Genomic DNA, 21,795 nt, shown 5'->3' on the forward strand with positions numbered 1-21,795 from the left:
TGACACCCCCCGTCCGAAGGCGCGGGAGCTGACACCCCCCGTTTTCCGAAGGCGCGGGAGGAGTCACCTCCCGTCCATGGGCGCGGGAGGTGAGGCCTCCCGCGCTCCGGCCCGGCGCCCAGGCTCCGTTCTCCAACCGGCGTGAGCGGTCCTCGCGTTGCCCTGCTTCAGCGGCCCTTCCTCAGCCCCAGCACCTCCGCGGCCGCGAAGGTCTCGCTCCGCGGACGCCCGGCGAAGTACGGGGTGAGCAGCTCGTCGAGTTCGTCATGGCTGAAGACATCCTTGGCCGTGTCGAACCGGGCGGCCACTCTGGGCCGTTCGAGCAGCGCCACCATGCCGCCGTGGACGACGAACACCTGCCCGTTGACCGGCGCGGCCGCGAGTGAGGCGAGATAGCCGACGAGCGGTGAGACGTGCTCGGGCGCGAGCGGGTCGATTCCCTCGGGCCCGCCGTCCCCGGCCCCGTCCCGCGTCCCGTCCACGGCCACGCCCGGGGATGCCGCCGCCGGTGCCGCCGGTACGCCCGCGAAGACGTCCTCCGTCATACGGGTCCTGGCGCGCGGGCAGATGGCGTTGGCCGTCACCCCGTACTTGGCGAGCGCGAGCGCCGTCGACGTCGTCAGGCCGACGATCCCGCCCTTGGCAGCCGCGTAGTTGGGCTGCCCCGGCGATCCGGCGAGGAATGCCTCGGACGAGGTGTTCACGATCCGCCCGTAGACCGGCCCGCCCGCCGCCTTCGACCGCTCGCGCCAGTGGACGGCCGCGAAGTGCGTGGTGTTGAAGTGCCCCTTGAGGTGCACCCGGATGACCGAGTCCCACTCGACCTCGGTCATCGAGAAGATCATGCGGTCCCGCAGGATGCCCGCGTTGTTGACGAGGACGTCGAGCGAGCCGTACGTGCCGATCGCGAGATCGATCAGACCCCGCGCCTGGTCGAAGTCGGCCACATCACCGGTGTGGGCGACGGCCTGCCCGCCCAGGGCCCTGATCTCCTCGACGACCCGCTCGGCCGGGCCGGTCGACGCCTCGCCCGAGCCGTCCCGGCCCGGCTGCCCGAAGTCGTTGACCACCACCCGGGCACCGAGGCGGGCGAGTTCGAGCGCCTCGGCCCGGCCGAGCCCGCGCCCGGCGCCGGTGACGACGGCGGTCTTCCCGTCCAGACTCATCGCAGCTCCCGTCAGATCTCGATGCAGGTACGCAGCGCTTCGCCCGTCCGCATCTGGTCGAGCGCGTCGTTGATCTCGGCCAGCCGGACGCGATGCGTGATGAGCCCTTCGAGGTCGATGCGGCCCGCCCGCCAGAGAGCGATGGCCCGCTCGTACGACCTGAGGACGTCACCGCCGCCGTAGAGCGAGGGCAGCACCCGCTTCTCGTCGAAGAACAGCTCGAACATGTTGAATTGGAGGAAGTCGTCCATGGCACCGGCGCCGACGACGCACAGCGTGCCGCCGCGCCGGGTCGTCTCGTACGCCGTGCGGGCCGTGGCCGACTTGCCGACGACCTCGAAGACGTAGTCGAAGCCCTCGCCCGAGGTGATCCGCGCCTTGGCGTCCTCGAGGGCTTCCGGCGCCACGGCCTCGGACGCGCCGAAGCGGACCGCTGCCTCCCGCCGTCCCTCGACCGGGTCGACGGCGACGATCTGCGCGGCGCCCGACGCCCGTGCGCCCTGGATGGCGCTGATGCCCACGCCGCCGCAGCCGATGACAGCGACCGACGAACCGGCCTCCACCTTCGCCGTGTTGAGGACCGCGCCGAGCCCGGTGGTGACACCGCAGCCGATGAGGGCGGCGATGTCGTACGGCACGTCGTCCGGGATCGGTACGGCGGACACCGCCCCGATCACGACCTCCTCCGCGAAGGTGCCGGTCCCGGCGAAGCCGAAGACATCGCCGCCCGGCCGCTTGAAGTTGGGGGTTCCGGCGCCCAGGAACCCGGTGAGGCACAAATGGCTCTGACCACGCTTGCAGGACGGGCAGCTTCCGCAGGCCGGCAGCCAGCACACCAGCACGCGGTCCCCCGGGCTGATGCCGGTGACTCCGTCACCGACGTCGATCACATCGCCCGCGCCTTCGTGGCCGGGGACGAAGGGGGCGGGCTGCGGCAGCACACCGTTCATCGCGGAGATGTCGGAGTGGCACAGGCCGGTGGCCCGGATCCGCAGCTTCACCTTTCCCGGGCCGAAGCCGACGGCCTCGACGTCGTCGAGGACATCGAGCTTGTCCTGCCCTGTCTCGTGCAGCACGGCTGCGCGCATGGGGGTGCTCCCTTCCGGGCTGTTCGGTTCCGGCGGTCGGTGCTGAGGTGTGTGCGGGTTGCGGTCGGTCGGGTGCCTGCTTCGGTTCCGGCAGGCGGTTCTCGGGTCGGCTTTGACCGGTTCACAGGCGGCGCGGCTACGGAGGGGTGCGCTCTCGCGAACCGCGCGGCGCCGCGGGCGGGTTGGGCGGCCGCATCGGCGTCGGACGTACCGGGCGAACGGCGTGAGGCGTGAGCGTCAGGCGTCAGGCACCAGGCGTGAGGAGGGGAGCGTCAGGCGTGATGGACGACGGTGTCGCCGAGGACCGGCGCGTCCTCCCGCTCGGTCGCGGTGACCTCGACCTGGACGCTCCCCTCCCCCCGCCACATCCGGATCCGCAGGGTCTCGCCCGGGAAGACGACTCCTGCGAAGCGCGTGGCGTACGAGCGGACGCGCGTGACATCACCGCCGAGCGCTGTGTCGACGACGGCCTTGAGCGTGATGCCGTAGCTGCACAGCCCGTGCAGGATCGGCCGGTCGAAGCCCGCGCGCTTGGCGAAGTCGGGGTCGGCGTGCAGCGGATTCCAGTCGCCGGAGAGCCGGTAGAGCAGGGCCTGGTCCTCGCGGAGGGGGCGCTCGACGATGAAGTCCGGTTCACGCGCGGGGACTTCGAGGCGTTCGGAGGGGCCGCGCTCACCGCCGAAGCCGCCCTCGCCCCGTACGAAGATGCGAGTGTCGCTGGTCCACAGAGGCCCGTCGTCGTCCTCGGCCTCGGAGCGGAGCACGAGGACGGCGGCCTTCCCCTTGTCGTACACGGCCGCGATCCGGGAGAACTGGACGGCCTTGCCCGTCACCGGGAGGGGCCGGTGCAGTTCGATGTGCTGGCCGCCGTGGAGAACGGCGGCCAGGTCGACGTCGATGCCGGGTGAGGAGAGCCCGCCGGCAGCGGCGAGGGCGCCGCCGGCGACGGTGGCGAAGCTGGGCAGCACCTGTAGCCGGCTCTCCAGGGTGTAGCGCAGCTCGTCGGGGTCGGTCGCCGGGGTGACCCGGTCCGGGGACGAGCCCGCTCCGATGCCGAGGTGGTAGAGCAGAACGTCCTTGTGGTTCCAGGCGAGCTCAGTTCTGCGGGGCTCGGCCGAGAGGGCTTTTCCGACGTCGATGGGCATGCTCGGTGCTGCTCCTTCGCCACGGTGGTATCGGGAGGGGTACGCGGCCCGCGGAGGTCCGATGGAGCCGCTGGAGACGGTGTGGCCGGTCGGGACGGTGAAGCCGGTGGTGGGGCGCGGACGACGGTGAGCGGGCCCGCTGCGGAACGGGAGACCCCGGCGCAGCCGTCCGCACCGTCGGTCGCACCGGGGTCGTATCCGGTCGGCGGGAAACACTCCCACGCTCTCGACGTAGAACGCGTTCTAGCCGATGGCTCCCATGTATAACGCACGCCTCGCCCCGAGGGAAGGGTGCTGACGGTACGTCAGATCTGCATGAGGGGCGCACGGCCGTGACACATCCCCCGACGCACACCCCCCTACCCGCACCACCCGCACGGGCCCCTAAGTGCGGACCTGCGGACCCCGACGGACTCGACAGGTCCTGGCGTGCCCGGGTGACCCGTGCGGCGGACGGGTGACACGGATGATCACGAGCGGCCACCTCGGCGTAGGATCGGACAAACCGGCGGATCCGTAGGGCAACGGACGGAACAGACCCGGGACCGGCCGGAGACGCCAGGGAGCGCACCATGATCAGAGTCCTGCTGGCCGAGGACCCGGGCATGACGCGCGGCGCGCTGGCCCATCTGCTGGGCATGGAACGGGACATCGAGGTCGTGGCCCAGGTGGGACGCGGTGACGAGATCGTGTCCGCCGCGCTGACCACCAGCCCCGATGTCGCACTGCTGGACATCGGACTCCCCGGCCGCAACGGTCTGGAGGCGGCCGCCGATCTGCGCGACGAGGTACCCGGCTGCCGCGTCCTCATCCTCACGACGTTCGCCCGCCCCGGCTATCTGCAGCGCGCGGAAGAGGCCGGAGCCGCGGGCTTCCTGCTGAAGGACGGCCCCGTCGAGGAGCTGGCCGAGGCCATCCGCCGTGTGCTGGCGGGCGAATCGGTCATCGACCCGGTCCTGGCGGCGGCCGCGCTCGGCGCGGGCGCGAACCCGCTGACGGCGCGCGAGCGCGAGGTTCTCGCCGCCGCGTCGGACGGCGCGAGCGCCGCCGGCATCGCGGCAACGCTGCACCTCTCCGAGGACACCGTCCGCCGCCACCTCTCCTCCGCGACCGGCAAGACGGGCACCCGCGACCATGGGGAGGCGGCCCGGGCCGCCCGCCGCAACGACTGGCTCTGAAGAGGCGGTCCGCCATCGACGGCGGCTCGGTGACGGAGCCGGAGCCGGTCCGCCGTACGACCGACACCGGCTCGGTGCGTCTGCCGTACGACCGGCTCCCGCCCGGCCGCGTCCGCCACGCGACCACTCCCACCCGGCCCGTCCGCCGTACGACCGGCCCTCGCCCGGCGGTCCACTGCAGGCAGCAAGCCGCCCCACACCCCGCCGCTCCGCCGGCCCGCCGGCCCGCCGGCCCGCAGCGAGCCCGACCCGTCACCAGCCACCTGCCACCCGCCACCCGCCACCCGCCAAGATCCGCACCCCCGAGAACCCCGCGCCCGCCCCCATGAGGCAGCATGGGCGGCTGCGGGGCGTCGGGGGCTGCGCGCCGCGCAACGGAACACCACCGGTAGACCGCCGGGACATCGCCGGAACGGAAACGGGAGAGAGCGCATGGCACCGGGCCCCAAGCCGGAGACGATGGCCGCCTTCGCGTCGGCCAAGGGCTTCATGCCGGTCGACGAGGGTCTCGCCCTCTACACCGCCGCGACCGACGCAGCCCGCCTCGGGCTCCCGCTCCTCGAGGTCGGTACGTACTGCGGCCGTTCCACCATCCTTCTCGCCGACGCCGCTCGCGAGGCCGGGATCGTCGCCGTCACCGTCGACCATCACCGCGGCTCCGAGGAGCAGCAGCCCGGCTGGGAGTACCACGACCCGACCGTCGTCGACGCCGAGGTGGGCCGCATGGACACCCTCCCCGTCTTCCGCCGCACGCTCCACAAGGCGGGCCTCGAGGAGCATGTGGTCGCCGTCGTCGGCCGCTCCCCGCGGGCCGCCGCGCTCTGGGGCACGCCGCTCGGCCTGGTCTTCATCGACGGGGGCCATACCGACGAGCACGCCACCGCCGACTACGAGGGCTGGGCCCCGCATGTCGCTGACGAGGGTCTCCTCGTCATTCACGACGTCTTCGCGGACCCCGCAGACGGCGGCCAGGCGCCGTACCGGATCTACCGCCGCGCCCTGGAGTCCGGCGCGTTCACCGAGGTCTCGTCGACCCGTTCGCTGCACGTCCTGCGGCGTACGGCTCCGGGCATCTGAGCGGGGCCACTAGCATCGCGAACGTGTCGAACGGCTCACTCCCCGCCCGGCGCGGTGCCCTCGGCGGCGCCGCGCTCCTCGCTCTGGCTTCGCTCGCCCTCTCCTGCGGCTCGGGGGCGTCCGGACCGCCGGAGAACGACGCCAAGCCGTCGCCCGCGGAGTCCGGGTCCTCGGCGGGCAGCGGGCCGGACGGCGACGCCGGGGGCGGATCGCCGTCCTCCGGCCGCGACGGCCGCGGGCCGCTCGCGGGGAAGGTCGTCGTGATCGACCCGGGCCACAACCCGGGCAACCGCAAGCACGCCCGCGAGATCAACAAGAGCGTGGACATCGGTACGGGCCGCAAGGAGTGCGACACCACCGGCACCGCCACCAACGACGGCTACTCCGAGGCGTCCTTCACGCTCGACGTCGCACGCCGGATCGTCAAGGTCCTTGAAGCGCAGGGCGCGACGGTGAAGCTCACGCAGGACGGCTCCCGGGCGTTCGGCCCCTGTGTCGACGAGCGCGCCCGGATCGGGAACGAGGCCGAGGCGGACGCCGCCGTCTCGATCCACGCCGACGGCTCCGCGACCGGGAACCGCGGCTTCCACGTCATTCTTCCCGCGAAGGTGAAGGACGGGGACGCGGACACCCGGGCGATCGTCGGGCCCTCGCGCGACCTGGGCGAGCGGATCGCCGGCGCGTTCACACGAAGGACGGGCAGCGCCCCGTCCAACTACATCGGCGACAAGGGCCTGGACGTGCGCTCCGACCTGGGCGGGCTCAACCTCTCGAAGGTCCCCAAGGTGTTCATCGAGTGCGGCAACATGCGCGACGCGCGGGATGCCGACCGGCTGACGAGCGCGACATGGCGCCGGCATGCGGCGCAGGGCATAGCCGATGGCATCGGGGACCATCTCAAACCATGATCTCTCATGATCAGTGGTGATCTCCCGTCATGACTCGGGACGACCCGGCAGCACGGTAACCGGCAGGACACCCCCGGGAACCGGGCGCTAGATTCATCCGTACGATGGGGGCCACCCCCGCGCCACGCCCCGCGCGTCCGGCGAAGCGACAGCTCGTGACGAGACCGAATAAGGACATGACGTGAATATCCGCTCCCTCACTCGAGGCGACGGCGTGGTGATCGGAGCAGCGGTGTTGCTCTTCATCGCCTCGTTCCTCGATTTCTACTCCTGTGAAGGCGATTACTGCGGGGATGTTCCCAACGGCTGGGACGACAAGCTCTTTCCCGTGCTGCCCTCGATCTTCCTGGCCGGTCTGATCGCGGCGGGACTCATCGTGGCCTCGCGATTCCAGCCCGCGGGGCGGAAGTTGGCCGGTCTGGGCCTGGACCAGTGGGGCACGGCGCTGGCCGTGTTCGCGGCCTGGTCGGCACTGTGGACGCTCATCGGGGGACTCGACCTCGACAAGGGCATCGGCCAGATCCTCGGCTTCATCGCCGCGCTCGCGCTCGCGGCGGGTGCCGTGCTCAGCCAGACGCTTCCGGCGCTCAAGGCCCCGCTGATGGGAACGCCCGGCCCGCAGGCCCCCTCCCCGTACGGTGCGGGCCAGGCCCCGGGGTACGGCTACCCGGCCCAGCACGGCGCCCCGTCCCCGTACGGCGCGCAGCCGGGCCAGCCCGGTCAGCCGGGTCAGCCGGGCGGCCAGCAGCCGTACGGCGGGCCGCAGCAGGCCGTGCAGCAGCCGGGTCCCGGGGCGCCCCAGCCCGGCGGTGAGTTCGCACCGTTCTGGTTCGCCGTGCCCGTGACCCGCCCGCTCTACGCGGAGGACGGCTCGCCGACGGCGATCGCCGAACTGGCGCCCGGCACCTGGTACCTGGCGGTCGACCAGCGTGGGCAGGCGCTCGTCGCCCAGACCCAGGACGGTCGTCGTGGTGTCCTGCAGGACACCACGGGAATCCAGCGCGGCTGACCGGCCTGTCAACCGGCACGCACACCGGCCCCCCGCCCTCGTGGCGGGGGGCCGTTGCCTTGCCCCGGCCCGCCCCGTACAGTCCCGGTGGACCCACGCTTTCTGACGAGTCGTCAATAACGTGACGGCGAACCCGGCTCCGGGAGGTACGGCATGCGACTCGGCCTCGCGCTCGGCTACTGGGGACGCGGCCCCGACCCCACCCACGTCGAACTCGCCGTCGAGGCCGAGCGGCTCGGCTACGCCTCGGTCTGGACGGCCGAGGCCTGGGGGTCGGACGCGTTCACCCCCCTGACGTGGATCGCCGCCCGCACCTCCCGTATCCGGCTGGGCACCGCGGTGGCGCAGATGGCCGCCCGCACCCCGACCGCCACGGCCATGCACGCGCTGACACTCGACCACCTCTCCGGCGGACGGATGATGCTGGGCCTCGGCCTGTCCGGGCCGCAGGTGGTCGAGGGCTGGTACGGACGGCCGTTCCCGAAGAGCCCGCTGACCGCGACCCGCGAGTACGTCGAGGTGATCCGGCAAGTCCTGCGCCGTGAGGGCCCGGTGGAGCTGGACGGCCGCTTCCACTCCCACCCGTACGCCGGCCCCGACGCCACAGGCCTGGGCAAACCGCTCAAGCCCATCACCCATCCGCTCCGGTCCGGCCTGCCGGTCCTGCTCGGCGCGGAGGGCCCGAAGAACATCGCCCAGACCGCCCGCATCGCCGACGGCTGGCTTCCGCTGTACTGGTCCCCGATGCGGACGGATGTGTACGAGGCGTCCCTGACAGAGGCGCGCGAGGGGTTCGTGGTCGCACCGATGGCCCGGGCGCAGGTGTGCGACGACGTGGCCGAAGGCCTGCTGCCCGTCAAGGCGATGCTGGGCTTCTACATCGGCGGCATGGGCCATGCCGCCCGCAACTTCCACGCGGACCTGATGGCGCGTATGGGGTTCGAGGAGGAGGCCCGCCGCATTCAGGAGCTCTTCCTGGAGGGCCGGCGAGCGGAGGCGATCGAGGCGGTGCCGGACGCGTTCGCGGACGAGATCTCCCTCGTCGGTCCGCGGGAACGCATCGCGGAGCGACTGGAGTTGTGGCGCAGTGGCCCCGTCACGGATCTGCTGGTGACGGCCCCCGACCCGCTGACGCTGCGGACACTGGCGGAGCTGAACGACTAGGTCCGGACGCGGCCGTCCGGGCGTCCCTCGATGAGCGCGGCCACGCTGTCGAGCATTGAGCCGAGGCCGATCTCGAACAGCTCATTGAGGTCCAGGTCGTAGCCGGACTCTGCGAGGGCCTCGATGACATGGGTGAAGGTCGGGTAGTCGCCGGACACGGTGATCGCCGCAAGGGCGGGAGCCTGGGCATCCAGCCACTGCTCTTCCGACAGGCCCGTGATGCTTGCGGCTTGGGCTTCTCGTTCCAGCTGGACCGCAATGCCCTGCACGTGGCTGTAGAGGAGCACATTCAGATTGAGCATGGTCGTCGGGTCGAGGCCGTGACCATCAAGGGCCTTCAGTGTCCATTCGGAGTAGGTCATCAGGTTGGGCAGTATCAACGGGCGGGTGAGCGGGCCGATCTGCGCCAGCCAAGGATGTGCGCGGTGCAGTTCCCAGAGTGAGCGGGCGCCCAACTCCAGCCGGGTCCTCCAGTGGGCAGGTGCATCAGCGGGAAGGCAGAGCTCACCGAGAACAGCGTCAGCCATGAGGATCACGAGGTCGTCCTTGCTGTTCACATGGCGGTAGGGCGACATGGTGGCGGCCTTCAGCCGTGCCGCGACGCTTCGCATGGATACAGCGGTCAGTCCTTCAGCATCGGCGATCTCCACGGCGGTATGCACGATGCGTTCACGAGTCAGCTCACGCTCCGGAGCAGGGGCGGTGCGGGAGTGAGCCGGAGTGGGGCGGCGCCGAGGAGTTGCCACGACAGTTCCCATGCGCGGTTTTGCCTGCACCAGCCCCTCCTGGCTCAGAACGGTGAGCGCTTTCGTGGCGGTGGCCAGTGCGACATTCCATTCCCTCGCGATCCGACGTGTCGAGGGAACCCGGTCGCCGGGAGCGAGTTCGCCGCCGGTGATGCGTCGCCGGATATCGGCGGCGACCCGCAAGTAGGGCGGGATGAGATCTGCGGCCACCCGTCTCCTCCTTCTTCCTGTACTAGTACAGACACTAGCAGGGAAGACGTCAGGGAAGCGCTCATCTGCCCTAGCACAGGGGCAATGAATGGGCACTTGGCACACCTGGGCGTACGGCGTACATTCAAGCGCGTACACCGTACGAAGGGAATTTCGTGAAGACCGTGCTCATTTCCGGTGCGAGCGTCGCCGGACTTACCGCCGCCTACTGGCTGCGGCGTCGAGGCTACGAGCCGACCGTCGTCGAACGCGCTCCCGGCATACGTCCGGGCGGCCACGCGATCGACGTCCGCGGCGCGGCACTCGACGTCCTGGAACGGATGGGCCTCTTGACCGAGGCGCAGCGCGCACGCACGCAACTGCGCGGAATGTCGATGCACGACGGCGACGGCAACGAGCTCTGGCGCTCCACCGAGATGACGTTCAGCAGCGGCCGACTCGACAGTGAAGACATCGAGCTGTTGCGGGAGGACCTCACGCAACTGCTGTACCGGCAAACGCGGGAAGACGTCGAATACCTCTTCAATGACTCACTGACCACCCTCGATCAGGACCCGCACGGCATCAGCGTCAGCTTCGAGCGTGGTCGGCGCCGGACTTTCGACCTCGTGGTCGGGGCGGACGGCCTCCACTCGACGGTGCGGCAACTGGCCTTCAGCACGGAGCGTCAATTCATCCGCCATCTCGGCCCTCACCTGGCCGTCTTCAGCACGCACAACTTCTTGGGCCTCGACAACTGGCAGGTGTGGCTCCAGGACGACACCGCCAGCTACTGCATCTACCCAGCGCGCGACAACACCGAGATCAGGGCCATGCTCGGCTTCACGTCGGAACCTATCGACTACGACCATCGCGACACCGAGCGGCAGAAGTCGCTCCTTACCGAGCGGATGTCGCATCTGGGCGGGGACACCCCGAGACTGCTGAAGGCCATGTGGACGGCTTCCGACTTCTACTTCGACGCGATGGCTCAGATCCACATGGATCGCTGGTCGCATGGCAGGGCAGTGCTGATCGGTGACGCGGGCTACTGCCCATCACCGCTGTCCGGGCAGGGCACCAGCCTGGCCCTGGTGGGTGCCTACGTGCTGGCCGATGAACTCGACAGGGCGGAAGGCGACCACCGAGCCGCGCTTCCGCGATACGAGGAACGTCTGCGCCCGTTCGTCGAACTCAACCAAGCGCTTGCCACAGAGAACCCTGGCGGTATGGCGTCCGAAGAGTCGATTGAACGAGCCAAGAACGCGATCTCGCTCGATGGCTGACCGACCGGCCAAGGGGGCACCCCCTCCAAGAGGGCCTGTACGACGGAGGGGCGGAGCGCCCACGCAGACGCTCGACCGGGTACCCCGGCCGAGCGTCTGCGCAAAACTCCTCGCGGCCCGGTCGAACCGACCACGTGATGCAGCGCCCCCTGGAAACAACCCCATTCAGCAGTGCGGATTCGTAGGGACCAGGGGCGCGTGCCCGGCTCGCGAGCCTTCTGCTCTCAGTTCGCGTACGGGCCTTCCACCTTCGACACATCGATCGACTCGCTCGCCGACGGAGCCTTCGCCACAAAGGGCTTGCCGTAGTCGAACAGACGCAGCGAATGCGGGAGCTACGAAGTGCAGCGGCTCACGAATACAGGAACTCACGCATACGGAGCTTCAGGAATGCGTCGCGGCATTCGTCAGTCCCAGTTCGCCCGCTCCAGCCAGAAACGCAGCAACTCCGCTTCCCCGAGCACCTCGACGCGGTCACTGTCCGCGGGCAGCCGCCGGTAGAACACCTGCAGTACGTCGGCGAGTGGCCCGCGGAGCGCAACCGTCGCCTTGGCGTGCGCGCGCCGCCAGGTGAAGTCCTCGGCGCCGAACTCGATGAGCCACTCGGCGTTCAGCTCGGGTGGGGCGTCCGTGGCATGCAGGTGGATGCTGCGGCCGGCACCGCGGAGTTCGGCGAGCGTGGGGTCCTCGCCTGTCGCGCGGAGGCTGCTCAGGATCTCCAGCCACTCGTCGATGGTGTCGGCCGCGACGTCCGGCGCCACGCTGAACGGGCGGCCCACCGTCAGCTCCGCGTCCGCCCGGTGGACGACCGTCTCGTGCGTCATGCGCCGCGCCCAGAAGCCCGCCGTACGCTCCGGCGCCCAGGTCCACACGGCGGTGTCCGGCCCGGCCTCCCTCAGCGCGGAGGCCAGCAGGTCGGCGCCTTCGGCGAGCCAGGCGTCCAGTGCGGACGGATCGTCGCTGTCCGGCCCCGCATAGCCCGGAACCTGCTCCTCCGGAATGTCCTCCGCCGCCCGCGTCCGTACGATCGTCCCCGCCCAGCGGTGGGCGCCTCCGACATGGCGCGCCAGGTCGCCGAGCGTCCAGTCGGGGCAGGTCGGGACGGTCGCCGACAGGTCGGCGCCGCGGATGGCATCCCTCAACAGGCCCGTCTGAACGGTGACTTCCGCACCATAGCGGTCATGTCCCAAAAGTGTCATGACGGCACCTTATGCACGCGTGATCGAAAGGCAAGCGGGTTTCCGGGCTCCGGTTGCGGCAAGGCGGGGAGTATGTCCAGACGCACTTCAGGAAATACCGCTGCCAGGATCGTCGTGGTCGTCGCGGATGTAGCCGCCGTGATACTCGGCCTGTGGATCCTCATGTCCCTGCTCGACGCCAACCGGTCCAACGACCTGGTGAGCTTCGTGGCGGATACCGCCGGCTGGCTGGCCGGCTGGTCGCACGACCTGTTCACCATGGACACCGACTGGGTGCGGACCGTGCTCAACTACGGTCTGCCCGCCGTGGTGTACCTGCTCATCGGTCACGCGCTGGCCGGTCGCTTCCGCCGCGTCTGACGGCGCAGGCGACCGCCCGCCGCGTACGGACGCCTGCCGGCCGCCGGCGCCGGCCCGCGCGCCCAGTCCCCGTTCCCGTCCCCGTGCCCATTCCCGCCGTCGGGCACAGTCGGCCCGCCCGACGACGATCTCTCAGCACCGCTCGAAGAACGTCGCCAAAGCAGTGTGCCCCGCTCAGCAGCAGTCCGGGTCCAGTCCCGACGGCAGCAGCTCGGCACCGAACACCGCCGTGGTCGCCTCGTCCCCACCGAGTGCGGCCACCGCCAGGAGCAGCGACCCCGCCGTCCAGGTGGTGAGCTCCTCCGGCCACACGGCGTCGTCCTCGAAGACGTAGCCGGTCCAGTACATGCCGTTCTCGGCGCGCAGGTGCTGGATCCAGCGGAGGATGTCCACCGCATGGTCCGACTCGCCCATCGCCCAGAGCGCGAGGGCGAGTTCGGCGCTTTCGCCGCCCGTCACCCAGGGCCGGTCGGAGACGCAGCGCACGCCGAGGCCGGGGACGACGAAGCGGTCCCAGTGGGCCTCGATGCGCTCCTTGGCCTGCGCGCCCGTGACGGCTCCGCCGAGCACCGGGTAGTACCAGTCCATCGAGTAGCGGTCCTTGTCGAGGAACCGCTCGGGGTGGCGGCGTATCGCATGACCCAGCCAGCCGGCCGCCAGCTCCCAGTCGGGCTGGGGCTCCTCGAGGTGCTCGGCGACGGCCAGAGCGCAGCGCAGCGCCTGGTGGACGGAGGAGCAGCCGGTGAGCAGCGCGTCGGTGACGGGCGTGCCGTCGTCCTCGCGCTTCCAGCCGATCTGCCCGCCGGGCTGCTGCAGTTCGAGTACGAACTCCACGGCGGCGCGGACGGTGGGCCAGATGCTGTCGAGGAAGGCGTCGTCGCCGGTGGAGAGGTAGTGGTGCCAGACGCCGACGGCGATGTAGGCGACGAAGTTGGTCTCCCGGCCGCGGTCGGTGGGCCGGTCGGCGGCCCCGTCGGCGTAGGCGGCGTACCAGGAGCCGTCCGGGTTCTGGTGGCGGGCCAGCCACCGGTAGGCGGCCTCGGCGCGCCCGTGCTCCCCGGCCGCGTCCAGCGCCATCGCCGCCTCGATGTGGTCCCACGGGTCGAGGTGGTGCCCGCGGAACCACGGTATGGCGCCGTCCTCGCGCTGCCCCGCGCGGATGCCCGCGACCGTCTGGGCCGCCTGCTGCGCGGTGAGTACCCCGGGCAGGACCAGCCGCTCCGTGCGCCCCGGTGAGGTCACTGGGCGGCCGCCGCGGCCTCGGTGAACTCCTCGCCGAGCGAGGGGGCGTGCGGCTTGGTCGCGTAGGCCACGAAGCTCTTGCCGATCAGCGGGTTGAGCGCGCGCTCGGCGAGCCGGGTGGCGAGCGGCTTCTTCATGATGTCCCAGACCAGGAGCTGGTGGTACGCCTTCACCGGCAGCGCCTGGTCGTTGTCCACGCCGAAGGCGCACTTGAGCCACCAGTACGGCGAGTGCAGGGCGTGGGCGTGGTGCGTGCCGTACGGGCGCAGGCCCGACTCGCGCATCTTCCGCAGCAGTTCGTCGGCGCGGTAGATGCGGATGTGGCCGCCCTCGACCTCGTGGTAGGCGTCCGAGAGCGCCCAGCAGACCTTCTCCGGCCCGTAGCGCGGCACGGTCACCGCGATCCGTCCGCCGGGCTTGAGGACGCGCACCATCTCCGCGAGCACGCCCTTGTCGTCGTGTATGTGCTCCATGACTTCGGAGATGATCACGACGTCGAAGCTGTCGTCCGGGAAGGGCAGGGCCAGCGCGTCGCCCTCCATGGCCGTGGCCGTTGCACCGGCCGGGGCCTCACCGGCCTCCTCCATCGCCGCGAACCATTTCGCGACCTCGCGGATCTCCTCGGCGTTGCGGTCGAGCGCGACGACCCGTGCTCCGCGCCGGTAGCACTCGAAGGCGTGACGGCCCGCGCCGCACCCCAGATCGAGCACTCGGTCGCCCGCGGCGAGCGGGAAGCGGGTGAAGTCTACGGTCAGCAATGCCTTCTGCTTTCTCTGGCGGCTGATGGGAGAGGGCGTGCGGTGGCTACGGGACGGGGGTGCGGGCGGCTCGCGCCGCGATGGCTTCGCGGTAGCGCTCGGCCGTCCCGATGGCGGCCTGCCGCCAGGTGAAGCGGGCGAGGACGCGTTCCCGGCCCGCGGCTCCGAGCCGCCGCCGCAGCGGCTCGTCGTTCAGCAGCCGGCCCAGCGCGGCCGCCAGCGCTCCGGCGTCCCCGGGCGGTACGGCCAGACAGCTCTCGCCGTCCGGGCCCGCGACTTCGGGGATGGCACCGCCGGTGGTGGCGACCAGCGGGGTGCCGGTGGCCATGGACTCGGCAGCGGGCAGCGAGAAGCCTTCGTAGAGCGAGGGGACGCAGGCGATCTCGGCGCTGCGCACCAGGTCGACCAGTTCCGCGTCGCTGATGCCCTTGACGAACTCGACGGCGCCGGCGAGGCCGTAGCGCTCGATCGCGGCGGCGACGGGTCCGCCGTCGGCGCGCTTGCCGACGACGACGAGGTGGGCTTCCGGGTTCTCCGTCCGCACCTTGGCCAGCGCTTCGATGAGATGGATCAGGCCCTTCAGCGGCACGTCCGCGGAGGAGGTGGTGACGATGCGGCCGGGGATCCGGGCGACGGACGGATCCGGCGAGAACAGATCGGTGTCGGCGCCGATATGGACCACGTGGACCCGGTCCTGGCGCACTCCCAGGTGCTCGACGATCTCCTGGCGGGAGGAGCCGGAGACGGTGAGCACCGACGGCAGGCGGCGGGCCACGCGCTTCTGCATCCGCGTGAAGCCGTACCAGCGGCGTACGGAGGCGCGGCGCCTCCAGCCGGGCGCCGCGTCGAGGTCCAACTGCCGGTCTACGGTGATGGGGTGGTGGATGGTGGTGACCAGGGGGAACCCGAGCCGCTCCAGGCCCAGCAGCCCGTAGCCGAGGGTCTGGTTGTCGTGGACGACGTCGAACCGGTCGCGGTGGGCGGCCAGATGGCGGCGGGCGCGGAGGCTGAAGGTCAGTGGCTCGGGGAAGCCGCCCGTCCACATCGTGGCCACCTCGAGGGCGTCGATCCAGTCGCGGTACTCGCCGGGCCTCGGCGTGCGGAAGGGATCGGGCTGGCGGTAGAGGTCGAGGCTGGGAAGCTCGGTGAGGCCGACGCCGCCGTCCAGGACCGGGTAGGGCTGCGCTCCTACGACCTGCACCGAGTGGCCGAGCCGGGCGAGTTCACGGGAGAGGTGGCGGACGTAGACGCCCTGCCCGCCGCAGAACGGGTTCCCCTTGTACGTCAGCAGGGCGATGCGCAGCGGGCGGTCGGCCGGACCCGGCTCCACCCCGGCCGGGGAGCGAGGCGCGCTGTCCCGTACGGCCTCAGCGGTCACTCTCGGCCCCCTTCTCACTGCCAGTTCCGCCGGAGCGTAACCGCTCGCGTTAATGTAGAACAAGTTTCAGACTTGATCGCCCGAGGAGCTTCGAATCTACCCGCAGGTAGCAGCCCCGGAAGGGCCGGAGCAGGTGATTCGCGCCACGGCGCACCCCCTGCCATGCTGTGCGCCCGGAACCCGCCGACCGCAACCGACGACGAACCATACGGAAGTCACGGAATGGGACAAATGACCACGGAACCCAAGCCGTCCTCCCCGCCCCTGACAGAACGCCAGGAGGCCCGCCGCCGTCGGATCCTGCACGCCAGTGCGCAGCTCGCCAGCCGCGGCGGTTTCGACGCCGTGCAGATGCGCGAGGTCGCCGAGCTCTCCAGCGTCGCCCTCGGCACGCTCTACCGCTACTTCCCCTCCAAGGTGCATCTGCTGGTGGCCACGATGCAGGACCAGCTCGGGCACCTGCACGAGACGCTGCGCAAGCGCCCGCCGACGGAAGCGGAGCCCTCGGCGCGGGTGGCCCAGACGCTGATGCGCGCCTTCCGCGCGATGCAGCGCGAACCGCACCTCGCGGACGCGATGGTCCGCGCGCTGACGTTCGCCGACCGCTCGGTGAGCCCCGAGGTGGACACGGTCTCCCGGCTGACCACGGCGATCATCCTGGACGCGATGGGGCTGGAGGGGCAGCCGACGCCCGAACAGCTCTCCGCGGTCCGGGTCATCGAGCACACCTGGCACTCGGCGCTCATCACCTGGCTCTCCGGGCGGGCCTCCATCGCGCAGGTCAAGATCGACATCGAGACGGTCTGCCGGCTGATCGACCTCACGGCGGCCACGGCACCACGGTAGCGAGGCCGGGACTGCGGTTCACCCAGGTCCGCGGAACGTCCCGGCCGGGCAAGGGGGGCCGCCGTCCACCAACGGGCCCGCGGGGCACGGCACTCGGTCGGCGTACCCGCTGAGCAGGCAGCCCTCATATCGACGCGTTCCGATGGGGGCGCTCGGATGCACAACCGCGCATTGGGGGCGCGAACCCGAGCGCACACGCCGGTCGCACGCCCGGTCAGCGTGCGCCCCCATGTCCACCTTTCAACGGATTCCCTTGTCCGACATATGGGCACGCTCGTATGAATTGACGGCGTACGCGCGGGTTGTGCGCGCGGCGCTGTTTGGGGTGGGAGGGGAACCGAACGTGATCCGGGTACTACTTGTGCACGACACGAGCCTGCTGAGATCCGCGCTGGGGGCATTGCTGGGCAGAGAGCCCGACCTCGAAGTGGTGCAGGCCTCCTGGGACACGGCACCGCGTCAGGCGCGGTCGCTGCAGCCGGACGTCTGTGTGGTGGACGTCGACTGCCCAGGCTCGACGACGCTGGCGAACGCAAGGGAGTTCGCGCACACGGTGGCACACAGGGGGACCGCACTGCTGGTCCTGGCCTCCCCGGCCAGGCCGGGACTGCTGCGGCGGGCGTTCGACGCCCGGGCACTGGGCTACGTCAACAAGGACGCCGGGCCGCAGCGATTACTCCAGGGCATCCGGGAGGTCGCCGGGGGGCGGCGCTTCGTGGACGAGTCGCTGGCCTTCGGCTTCCTGCGGGCCGTCGAAATGCCGCTGACTCCAAGGGAGTTGAAGGTTCTGGAACTGGCAGCCGAGGGGGCGACGGTCGGCGAGATCGCGCGCGGGCTGCATCTGTCGCAGGGGACCGTGCGCAACTACATGTCCGCCATCACGCGTAAGACCGGCGCCCGCAACCGGGTGGACGCGATACGGATCTCCCGCTCCGCGGGCTGGCTCTAGGGATGGCCCGGGCGGTGGCCCGCCGGCCCCGCCGGGCGGGCCACCGCGGCCCGTCGAAGCGCGAGCCACCTGCCACACCCGCAACCGGCGTACGACGCCGCCTCTTACGGGACGCGGGCCTCCCAGCGGCCCACCAGGTCGCCGTAGAGGGGGGAGGATTCCAGGAGTTGGTCGTGGGTGCCCAGGGCCGCCCGGGTGCCGTCGAGCACCAGCACCCGGTCCGCGCGCCGGGCCGAGCTGATCCGGTGGGCGACCACGAGGAGCGTGCCCGGCCGTGCGGCGAAGGCGAGTTCGGCCCGCGCCTCGGCCTCCGGGTCGAGGTGGCAGGTCGCCTCGTCCAGCATCACCAGCGGCGCGGGCGAGAGATGGGCGCGGGCCAGCGCGACCAGCTGCCGCTCCCCCTGCGACAGGGCCCCGGGGTCCACCTCGGCTCCGAGACCGCCCAGCCGGGCGGCCAGGGGGCCGAGGCCGACCGCCTCCACCGAGGCCTCTACGACCGCGGGCGGAGGCGGGCCCGGACACAGGTAGAGGAGGTTGTCGCGGAGGGTGCCGGTGAAGACGTAGGCCTGCTGCGGGATCAGCACCCGCCGCAGGGCGGGGTCGCCTGCGCCGTCCACGCGCTCGCCGTTCACCCGTATCTCGCCCCGGTCCGGGGTGAGCAGTCCGGCGACGAGGGCGGTGAGGGTGGACTTGCCGATACCGCTGGGGCCGACGACGACGAGGTGTTCGCCGGGCGCGGCCACGAGGTCGAGGTCCTCCAGGACGGGGCGTGCGCCCGGCCCGTAGGCGAAGGTGACTCCGGTCAATTCGACGCGCACACCGGTCGGTTCGGGGGCCCGGTCGGTCAATTCGGCGTGGGTATCGGACGCTTCGGGGCGGAGTCCGGCCCGGGGGCGGCCGACCGGGACCGGCCGGCCGAGAGTCGCCACGTCGGCACCGGCACCGGCACGGGCACCGGCGTCGCCGTCGCCGTCGCCGTCGGCATCGGCATCGGCAAGACCTCTCTCCCGTAGCCGCTCCCCCTCCCGCTCGCCGAACCCCGACGTGAGGTGGTCCAGGACCACCAGCAGCCGGGTACCCGCGGCACCGAGCGCCTGCATCAGGGAGTGCAGGGCGGGCAGGAGCGCCTGGGTCAGATACGTGAGGGCGCCGAGCAGCGCCCCTGCCGTGAGCCCCTCCCGGAGGAGCCACGGTGTGGCGATCAGCAGCAGGACGACGGGGAGTTGGCCCGCGATCCCCAGCGCCAGGGAACGAGCGGCCGCCCATCGGGCGAGGGACCGGGCGGCTTGTGTCTGGGCGGCGATCAGCGCGCCGGCCTCGCTCGCCGTACGCTCCCCCGCGCCGCACGCCACCACGTCCCGCAGGCCGCCGGCCACCGTGCCGAAGCGTTCGGCGAGGGCCTCGTCGGCGCGCAGGAAGTCCCGCTGGCGCGCCGCCATCGGCACCAGCGTGGCGGTGAAGAGCGCGAGTCCCAGCAGCAGCGGCGGCACGACGACGAGCAGCAGCCCGGATGCCAGGGTGGCCAGGCCGAGCAGCGCACCGGCGGCGGTGAAGACGAACGACCGGGCCACCAGGACCAGTCCGGCGAAGCTGTCCCGTACGGTCTCCGTCTGGTGGGTGAGGCGGGAGACGGACGCACTGTCGCCGCTCCTGGCCGGGCCCGCGACCGCGGTCTGCAGAGCGCCCGAGACGACCCCGCGGACAAGCCCGTCGCGCAGGGGCTCCACCAGGTCGGCCAGCCCGCCGAACACCCCTCGGGTCGCGGCCCCGCCCGCCACGATCACCACCGCGCCCAGGGCGAGCCACCCCAGCCCCGCCCCCGTACGGCCCGCGAGGAATCCGTCGTCGAGCGCCTTCGCGGCGCTGTACCCGCCGAGGAACGCCGACGCCGACTCCAGCAGCGACCAGGCGGCCAGCCGCGCCAGTACGTGCTTGCGCCGCGCGAGGAAGCGCCGCGCGCGCGGGGTGTTCCGCCTCAACGGGCCCCGTGCGCGCCCGGGTTCGCCGTCCGCAACCATGGCTGTCACGCTCCCTCCCCGCGCGCCGGCTCGTCGGCCGCCGCCCCGGGGCCGGTGTCATCGGCGGCGAACACCCGCCGGTAGTCGGCCAGTTCCCACAGCGTCTCGTGGGGCGCGACGGCCCGGATACGCCCCTCCTCCAGCCAGGCGACGAGATCGGCGCGGGCCGCCGAGGACGCGCGATGCGCGACGACGAGCCGGGTGCCGGGGCGCACCTCACGGGCCAGGGCCCGTCCCACCTCCAGCTCCGTGACGCTGTCGAGGCTCGATGTCGCGTCGTCCAGGACGAGGAGGCGCCCGGCGTGCGCGAACGCCCGGGCCAGACCGAGGCGTTGGAGCTCTCCCCCGGACAGCGGGGCCCGCTCCAGAGGCGTGGCGTAGCCGTCCGGAAGGCGGCGGATGAAGGCGTCGGCACCGGCGGCGCGTGCCGCGGCGCGGATCTCCGCGGGCGTGGGCTCGTACGGTCCGTAGGCGAGGGTGTCGGCGACCGTACGGCCGAAGAGGGCGGGGCGTTCGAAGGCGTAGCCGACTTCCCTGCGCAGGGTGTCCGGGTCCGCGTCGGGGAGCGGCACCCCGTCGAGCAGCACCTCGCCCTCGTCGGGGTCGGCCAGCCGTCCGGCGAGCGCGGCCAGGACGGACTTGCCCGCCCCGGAGCGGCCGACGACCGCTGTCGTCGAGCCGCCGGGCACGACCAGGTCGACCCCGCGGAGCACGGCCGTTCCGCCCTTCAGGACCGTGACGCCGCGCAGTTCGAGCCGTCCCGTGCCCTCGGGGGGCAGGGGGCGGTGGCCGTGGGACACGGCGGGTACGGCCAGGAGTTCGGCCGTACGGCGGGCCGCGGCGCGACTGCGGACCAGGGCGTTGAGCGGTCCTGTGACGCCGCCGAGCCCGGCGGCCAGTCCGGCGTAACGGGTGGCCGCCAGCAGCCCTCCGACCGTGATGTCCCCGCCGGCGAGCAGGATGCCGCCCCCGGCGAAGACCGCGGTCTGCAGCAGCGGCACGAGAATCGCCCCCTGGACGACCGCGCGGCCGTAGACCTGCCACATCCTCCGCCCCTGGACGCCCAGTTCGGGCAGCGGCGCGAGGATACGGTCCCGCTCCCGCCGCTCGGTTCCGGCGGCGGCGATGGTGCGGGCGCCGCCCAGGGCCTCCACGAGACGGGCGGCGATGTCGCCCTGCACCCGCTGGTAGTGGCCGACACTGTCGGAGGAGCTGCGCGCGAACGCCCGTAGCAGGACGACCAGGACGGGGACTCCCGCGAGGAACACCGCGGCCAGCCGTACATCGGTCAGAGCGAGTGCGACCAGACCGCCCAGGGGCGCCAGCAGGGCCGCCAGCCCGGCAGCGGCCGTCGCGGGGCCCGTACCGGCCTCCGTGGCGTTTCCGGTCATCCGCGTGACCAGATCACCGGGCGTGAACCGGGCGGCTCCGCCCGGCCCGACGGCCAGCAGGTGGGAGAGTGCACGGCCGCGCAGCCACGCGGCGGCGCGGGCGTTGGTGGTTCCGGTGAGCAGCGCGGTGAACGCGTCGCACACCACGTCGGCCGCGATCAGGGCCGCGCACAGAGCGATCCAGAAACCTGCCTCCCGGCCGCCGAGGACGAGGTCGAGGGTGTGCCCGAGCGTCGCGGGAAGCGCCACGGTGGCCGCGGCCGAGGCGGTGGTGAGCAGGCAGATGGCCACGGCGTGGGCCAGGTTGTGGCGGATCAGCCGGACGGGAAGCCGGACGGCATCGCCGGACGGCGCCGGGCCTGATGCGGTGCCCGGTGCCGGGTGGGCGCCCCTGGTCGGTGCGGCGTCGGCGTCGGCGCCCTTGTCCGGTGCCGGGTCGGTGTCCGTACCCGGTGCCGGGTCGGTGTCCGTGCCCGGCGCCGGGTCCGTCGCCGTTCCCGGCCTCTGGTGCTGCCGGGCCGGCGGTGTCGTTCGCGCCATGCGCGGCATACGCGGTGCAGTCCTCACGTCCGGGGCCGGTGAGCCGAGGTCCGGTGAGCCGGGGGGCGGGAGCCGTAACGAGCCGCTCCCGGCGCGCCGTTCGTACGAGCGGGCGCAGGAGCGACTGCGGTCCCGGGCGAAGGCACCGCCCGGGACCG

At 71.9% G+C, this 21,795-nt stretch carries 19 protein-coding genes; 9 read left to right on the forward strand and 10 right to left on the reverse strand.

Translation table 11 applies throughout. From position 1 onward, the window contains the following. Positions 1–167 precede the first annotated feature (167 nt). The 3 genes from ACGFNH_RS02540 to ACGFNH_RS02550 form a co-directional block, all read right to left on the reverse strand. Positions 168–1,166: a 3-oxoacyl-ACP reductase gene (locus ACGFNH_RS02540; protein WP_393651122.1), complete on the reverse strand. Its 999-nt coding sequence runs from the start codon at positions 1,164–1,166 to the stop codon at positions 168–170. An 11-nt stretch (positions 1,167–1,177) separates the two neighbouring features. Next, positions 1,178–2,254: a Zn-dependent alcohol dehydrogenase gene (locus ACGFNH_RS02545; RefSeq protein ID WP_393651123.1), complete on the reverse strand. Its 1,077-nt coding sequence runs from the start codon at positions 2,252–2,254 to the stop codon at positions 1,178–1,180. Between the two features lie 272 nt (positions 2,255–2,526). Continuing rightward, on the reverse strand, positions 2,527–3,399 hold the full coding sequence (locus ACGFNH_RS02550; protein ID WP_393651124.1) for a MaoC/PaaZ C-terminal domain-containing protein: 873 nt from the start codon (positions 3,397–3,399) through the stop codon (positions 2,527–2,529). A gap of 572 nt (positions 3,400–3,971) precedes the next feature. On the opposite strand from ACGFNH_RS02550, the gene ACGFNH_RS02555 reads away from it, so the two are divergent. The 5 genes from ACGFNH_RS02555 (at position 3,972) to ACGFNH_RS02575 (ending at position 8,735) form a co-directional block, all read left to right on the forward strand. Next, complete coding sequence (locus ACGFNH_RS02555) at positions 3,972–4,577, forward strand: response regulator transcription factor (RefSeq protein ID WP_393651125.1); 606 nt, start codon at positions 3,972–3,974, stop codon at positions 4,575–4,577. A 432-nt stretch (positions 4,578–5,009) separates the two neighbouring features. Then, positions 5,010–5,654: a class I SAM-dependent methyltransferase gene (locus ACGFNH_RS02560; RefSeq protein ID WP_393651126.1), complete on the forward strand. Its 645-nt coding sequence runs from the start codon at positions 5,010–5,012 to the stop codon at positions 5,652–5,654. A gap of 23 nt (positions 5,655–5,677) precedes the next feature. Continuing rightward, positions 5,678–6,562, forward strand: coding sequence for an N-acetylmuramoyl-L-alanine amidase (locus tag ACGFNH_RS02565; protein ID WP_393651127.1), 885 nt, complete (start codon positions 5,678–5,680; stop codon positions 6,560–6,562). A 181-nt stretch (positions 6,563–6,743) separates the two neighbouring features. Further along, positions 6,744–7,571: a hypothetical protein gene (locus ACGFNH_RS02570; protein WP_393651128.1), complete on the forward strand. Its 828-nt coding sequence runs from the start codon at positions 6,744–6,746 to the stop codon at positions 7,569–7,571. Between the two features lie 153 nt (positions 7,572–7,724). After that, positions 7,725–8,735 carry an LLM class F420-dependent oxidoreductase gene (locus ACGFNH_RS02575; RefSeq protein WP_393651129.1) on the forward strand — a complete coding sequence of 337 codons (1,011 nt, stop codon included), beginning with the start codon at positions 7,725–7,727 and terminating at the stop codon, positions 8,733–8,735. Here the strand turns inward: ACGFNH_RS02575 and ACGFNH_RS02580 are convergent. Continuing rightward, positions 8,732–9,691, reverse strand: a complete 960-nt coding sequence (locus ACGFNH_RS02580; protein WP_393651130.1) for a GntR family transcriptional regulator — start codon at positions 9,689–9,691, stop codon at positions 8,732–8,734. The genes ACGFNH_RS02575 and ACGFNH_RS02580 overlap by 4 nt on opposite strands. Before the next feature lie 155 nt (positions 9,692–9,846). Here ACGFNH_RS02580 and ACGFNH_RS02585 point away from each other — a divergent pair, with 155 nt between their 5' ends. Further along, positions 9,847–10,956, forward strand: coding sequence for an FAD-dependent monooxygenase (locus tag ACGFNH_RS02585; protein ID WP_393651131.1), 1,110 nt, complete (start codon positions 9,847–9,849; stop codon positions 10,954–10,956). A gap of 407 nt (positions 10,957–11,363) precedes the next feature. Here ACGFNH_RS02585 and ACGFNH_RS02590 read toward each other — a convergent pair whose 3' ends face one another. Continuing rightward, the gene (locus ACGFNH_RS02590; RefSeq protein WP_393651132.1) at positions 11,364–12,155 is read right to left on the reverse strand and encodes a maleylpyruvate isomerase family mycothiol-dependent enzyme; all 792 of its coding nucleotides are present in this window, start codon (positions 12,153–12,155) and stop codon (positions 11,364–11,366) included. 72 nt (positions 12,156–12,227) lie between these two features. Here ACGFNH_RS02590 and ACGFNH_RS02595 point away from each other — a divergent pair, with 72 nt between their 5' ends. After that, complete coding sequence (locus ACGFNH_RS02595) at positions 12,228–12,515, forward strand: hypothetical protein (RefSeq protein ID WP_393651133.1); 288 nt, start codon at positions 12,228–12,230, stop codon at positions 12,513–12,515. A gap of 174 nt (positions 12,516–12,689) precedes the next feature. On the opposite strand, the gene ACGFNH_RS02600 is transcribed toward ACGFNH_RS02595, so the two are convergent. From ACGFNH_RS02600 to ACGFNH_RS02610, 3 genes are read right to left on the reverse strand one after another with little or no spacing between them, the layout of a single operon-like run. Next, positions 12,690–13,757 (reverse strand): prenyltransferase, encoded by a 1,068-nt coding sequence (locus ACGFNH_RS02600; RefSeq protein ID WP_393651134.1) that lies wholly within the window; start codon positions 13,755–13,757, stop codon positions 12,690–12,692. Next, entirely contained in the window at positions 13,754–14,515 is a 762-nt protein-coding gene (locus tag ACGFNH_RS02605; RefSeq protein ID WP_393651135.1) for a methyltransferase domain-containing protein, read from the reverse strand. Before ACGFNH_RS02605 ends, ACGFNH_RS02600 begins: the two co-directional genes overlap by 4 nt. 46 nt (positions 14,516–14,561) lie before the next feature. Then, positions 14,562–15,893, reverse strand: coding sequence for a glycosyltransferase family 4 protein (locus tag ACGFNH_RS02610; RefSeq protein WP_393651136.1), 1,332 nt, complete (start codon positions 15,891–15,893; stop codon positions 14,562–14,564). A gap of 231 nt (positions 15,894–16,124) precedes the next feature. On the opposite strand from ACGFNH_RS02610, the gene ACGFNH_RS02615 reads away from it, so the two are divergent. Continuing rightward, the gene (locus tag ACGFNH_RS02615; RefSeq protein ID WP_393651137.1) at positions 16,125–16,739 is read left to right on the forward strand and encodes a TetR family transcriptional regulator; all 615 of its coding nucleotides are present in this window, start codon (positions 16,125–16,127) and stop codon (positions 16,737–16,739) included. Between the two features lie 361 nt (positions 16,740–17,100). Next, positions 17,101–17,688 carry a LuxR C-terminal-related transcriptional regulator gene (locus ACGFNH_RS02620; protein WP_393651138.1) on the forward strand — a complete coding sequence of 196 codons (588 nt, stop codon included), beginning with the start codon at positions 17,101–17,103 and terminating at the stop codon, positions 17,686–17,688. A 104-nt stretch (positions 17,689–17,792) separates the two neighbouring features. Here the strand turns inward: ACGFNH_RS02620 and ACGFNH_RS02625 are convergent, their stop codons facing one another. Together ACGFNH_RS02625 and ACGFNH_RS02630 are read right to left on the reverse strand one after the other, a co-directional pair. Next, on the reverse strand, positions 17,793–19,706 hold the full coding sequence (locus ACGFNH_RS02625; protein ID WP_393651479.1) for an ATP-binding cassette domain-containing protein: 1,914 nt from the start codon (positions 19,704–19,706) through the stop codon (positions 17,793–17,795). A 5-nt stretch (positions 19,707–19,711) separates the two neighbouring features. Then, positions 19,712–21,637 carry an ATP-binding cassette domain-containing protein gene (locus ACGFNH_RS02630; RefSeq protein ID WP_393651139.1) on the reverse strand — a complete coding sequence of 642 codons (1,926 nt, stop codon included), beginning with the start codon at positions 21,635–21,637 and terminating at the stop codon, positions 19,712–19,714. Between the last annotated feature and the right edge of the window lie 158 nt (positions 21,638–21,795).

This window comes from Streptomyces sp. NPDC048639 (assembly GCF_043199075.1).
Lineage (GTDB): Bacteria > Actinomycetota > Actinomycetes > Streptomycetales > Streptomycetaceae > Streptomyces.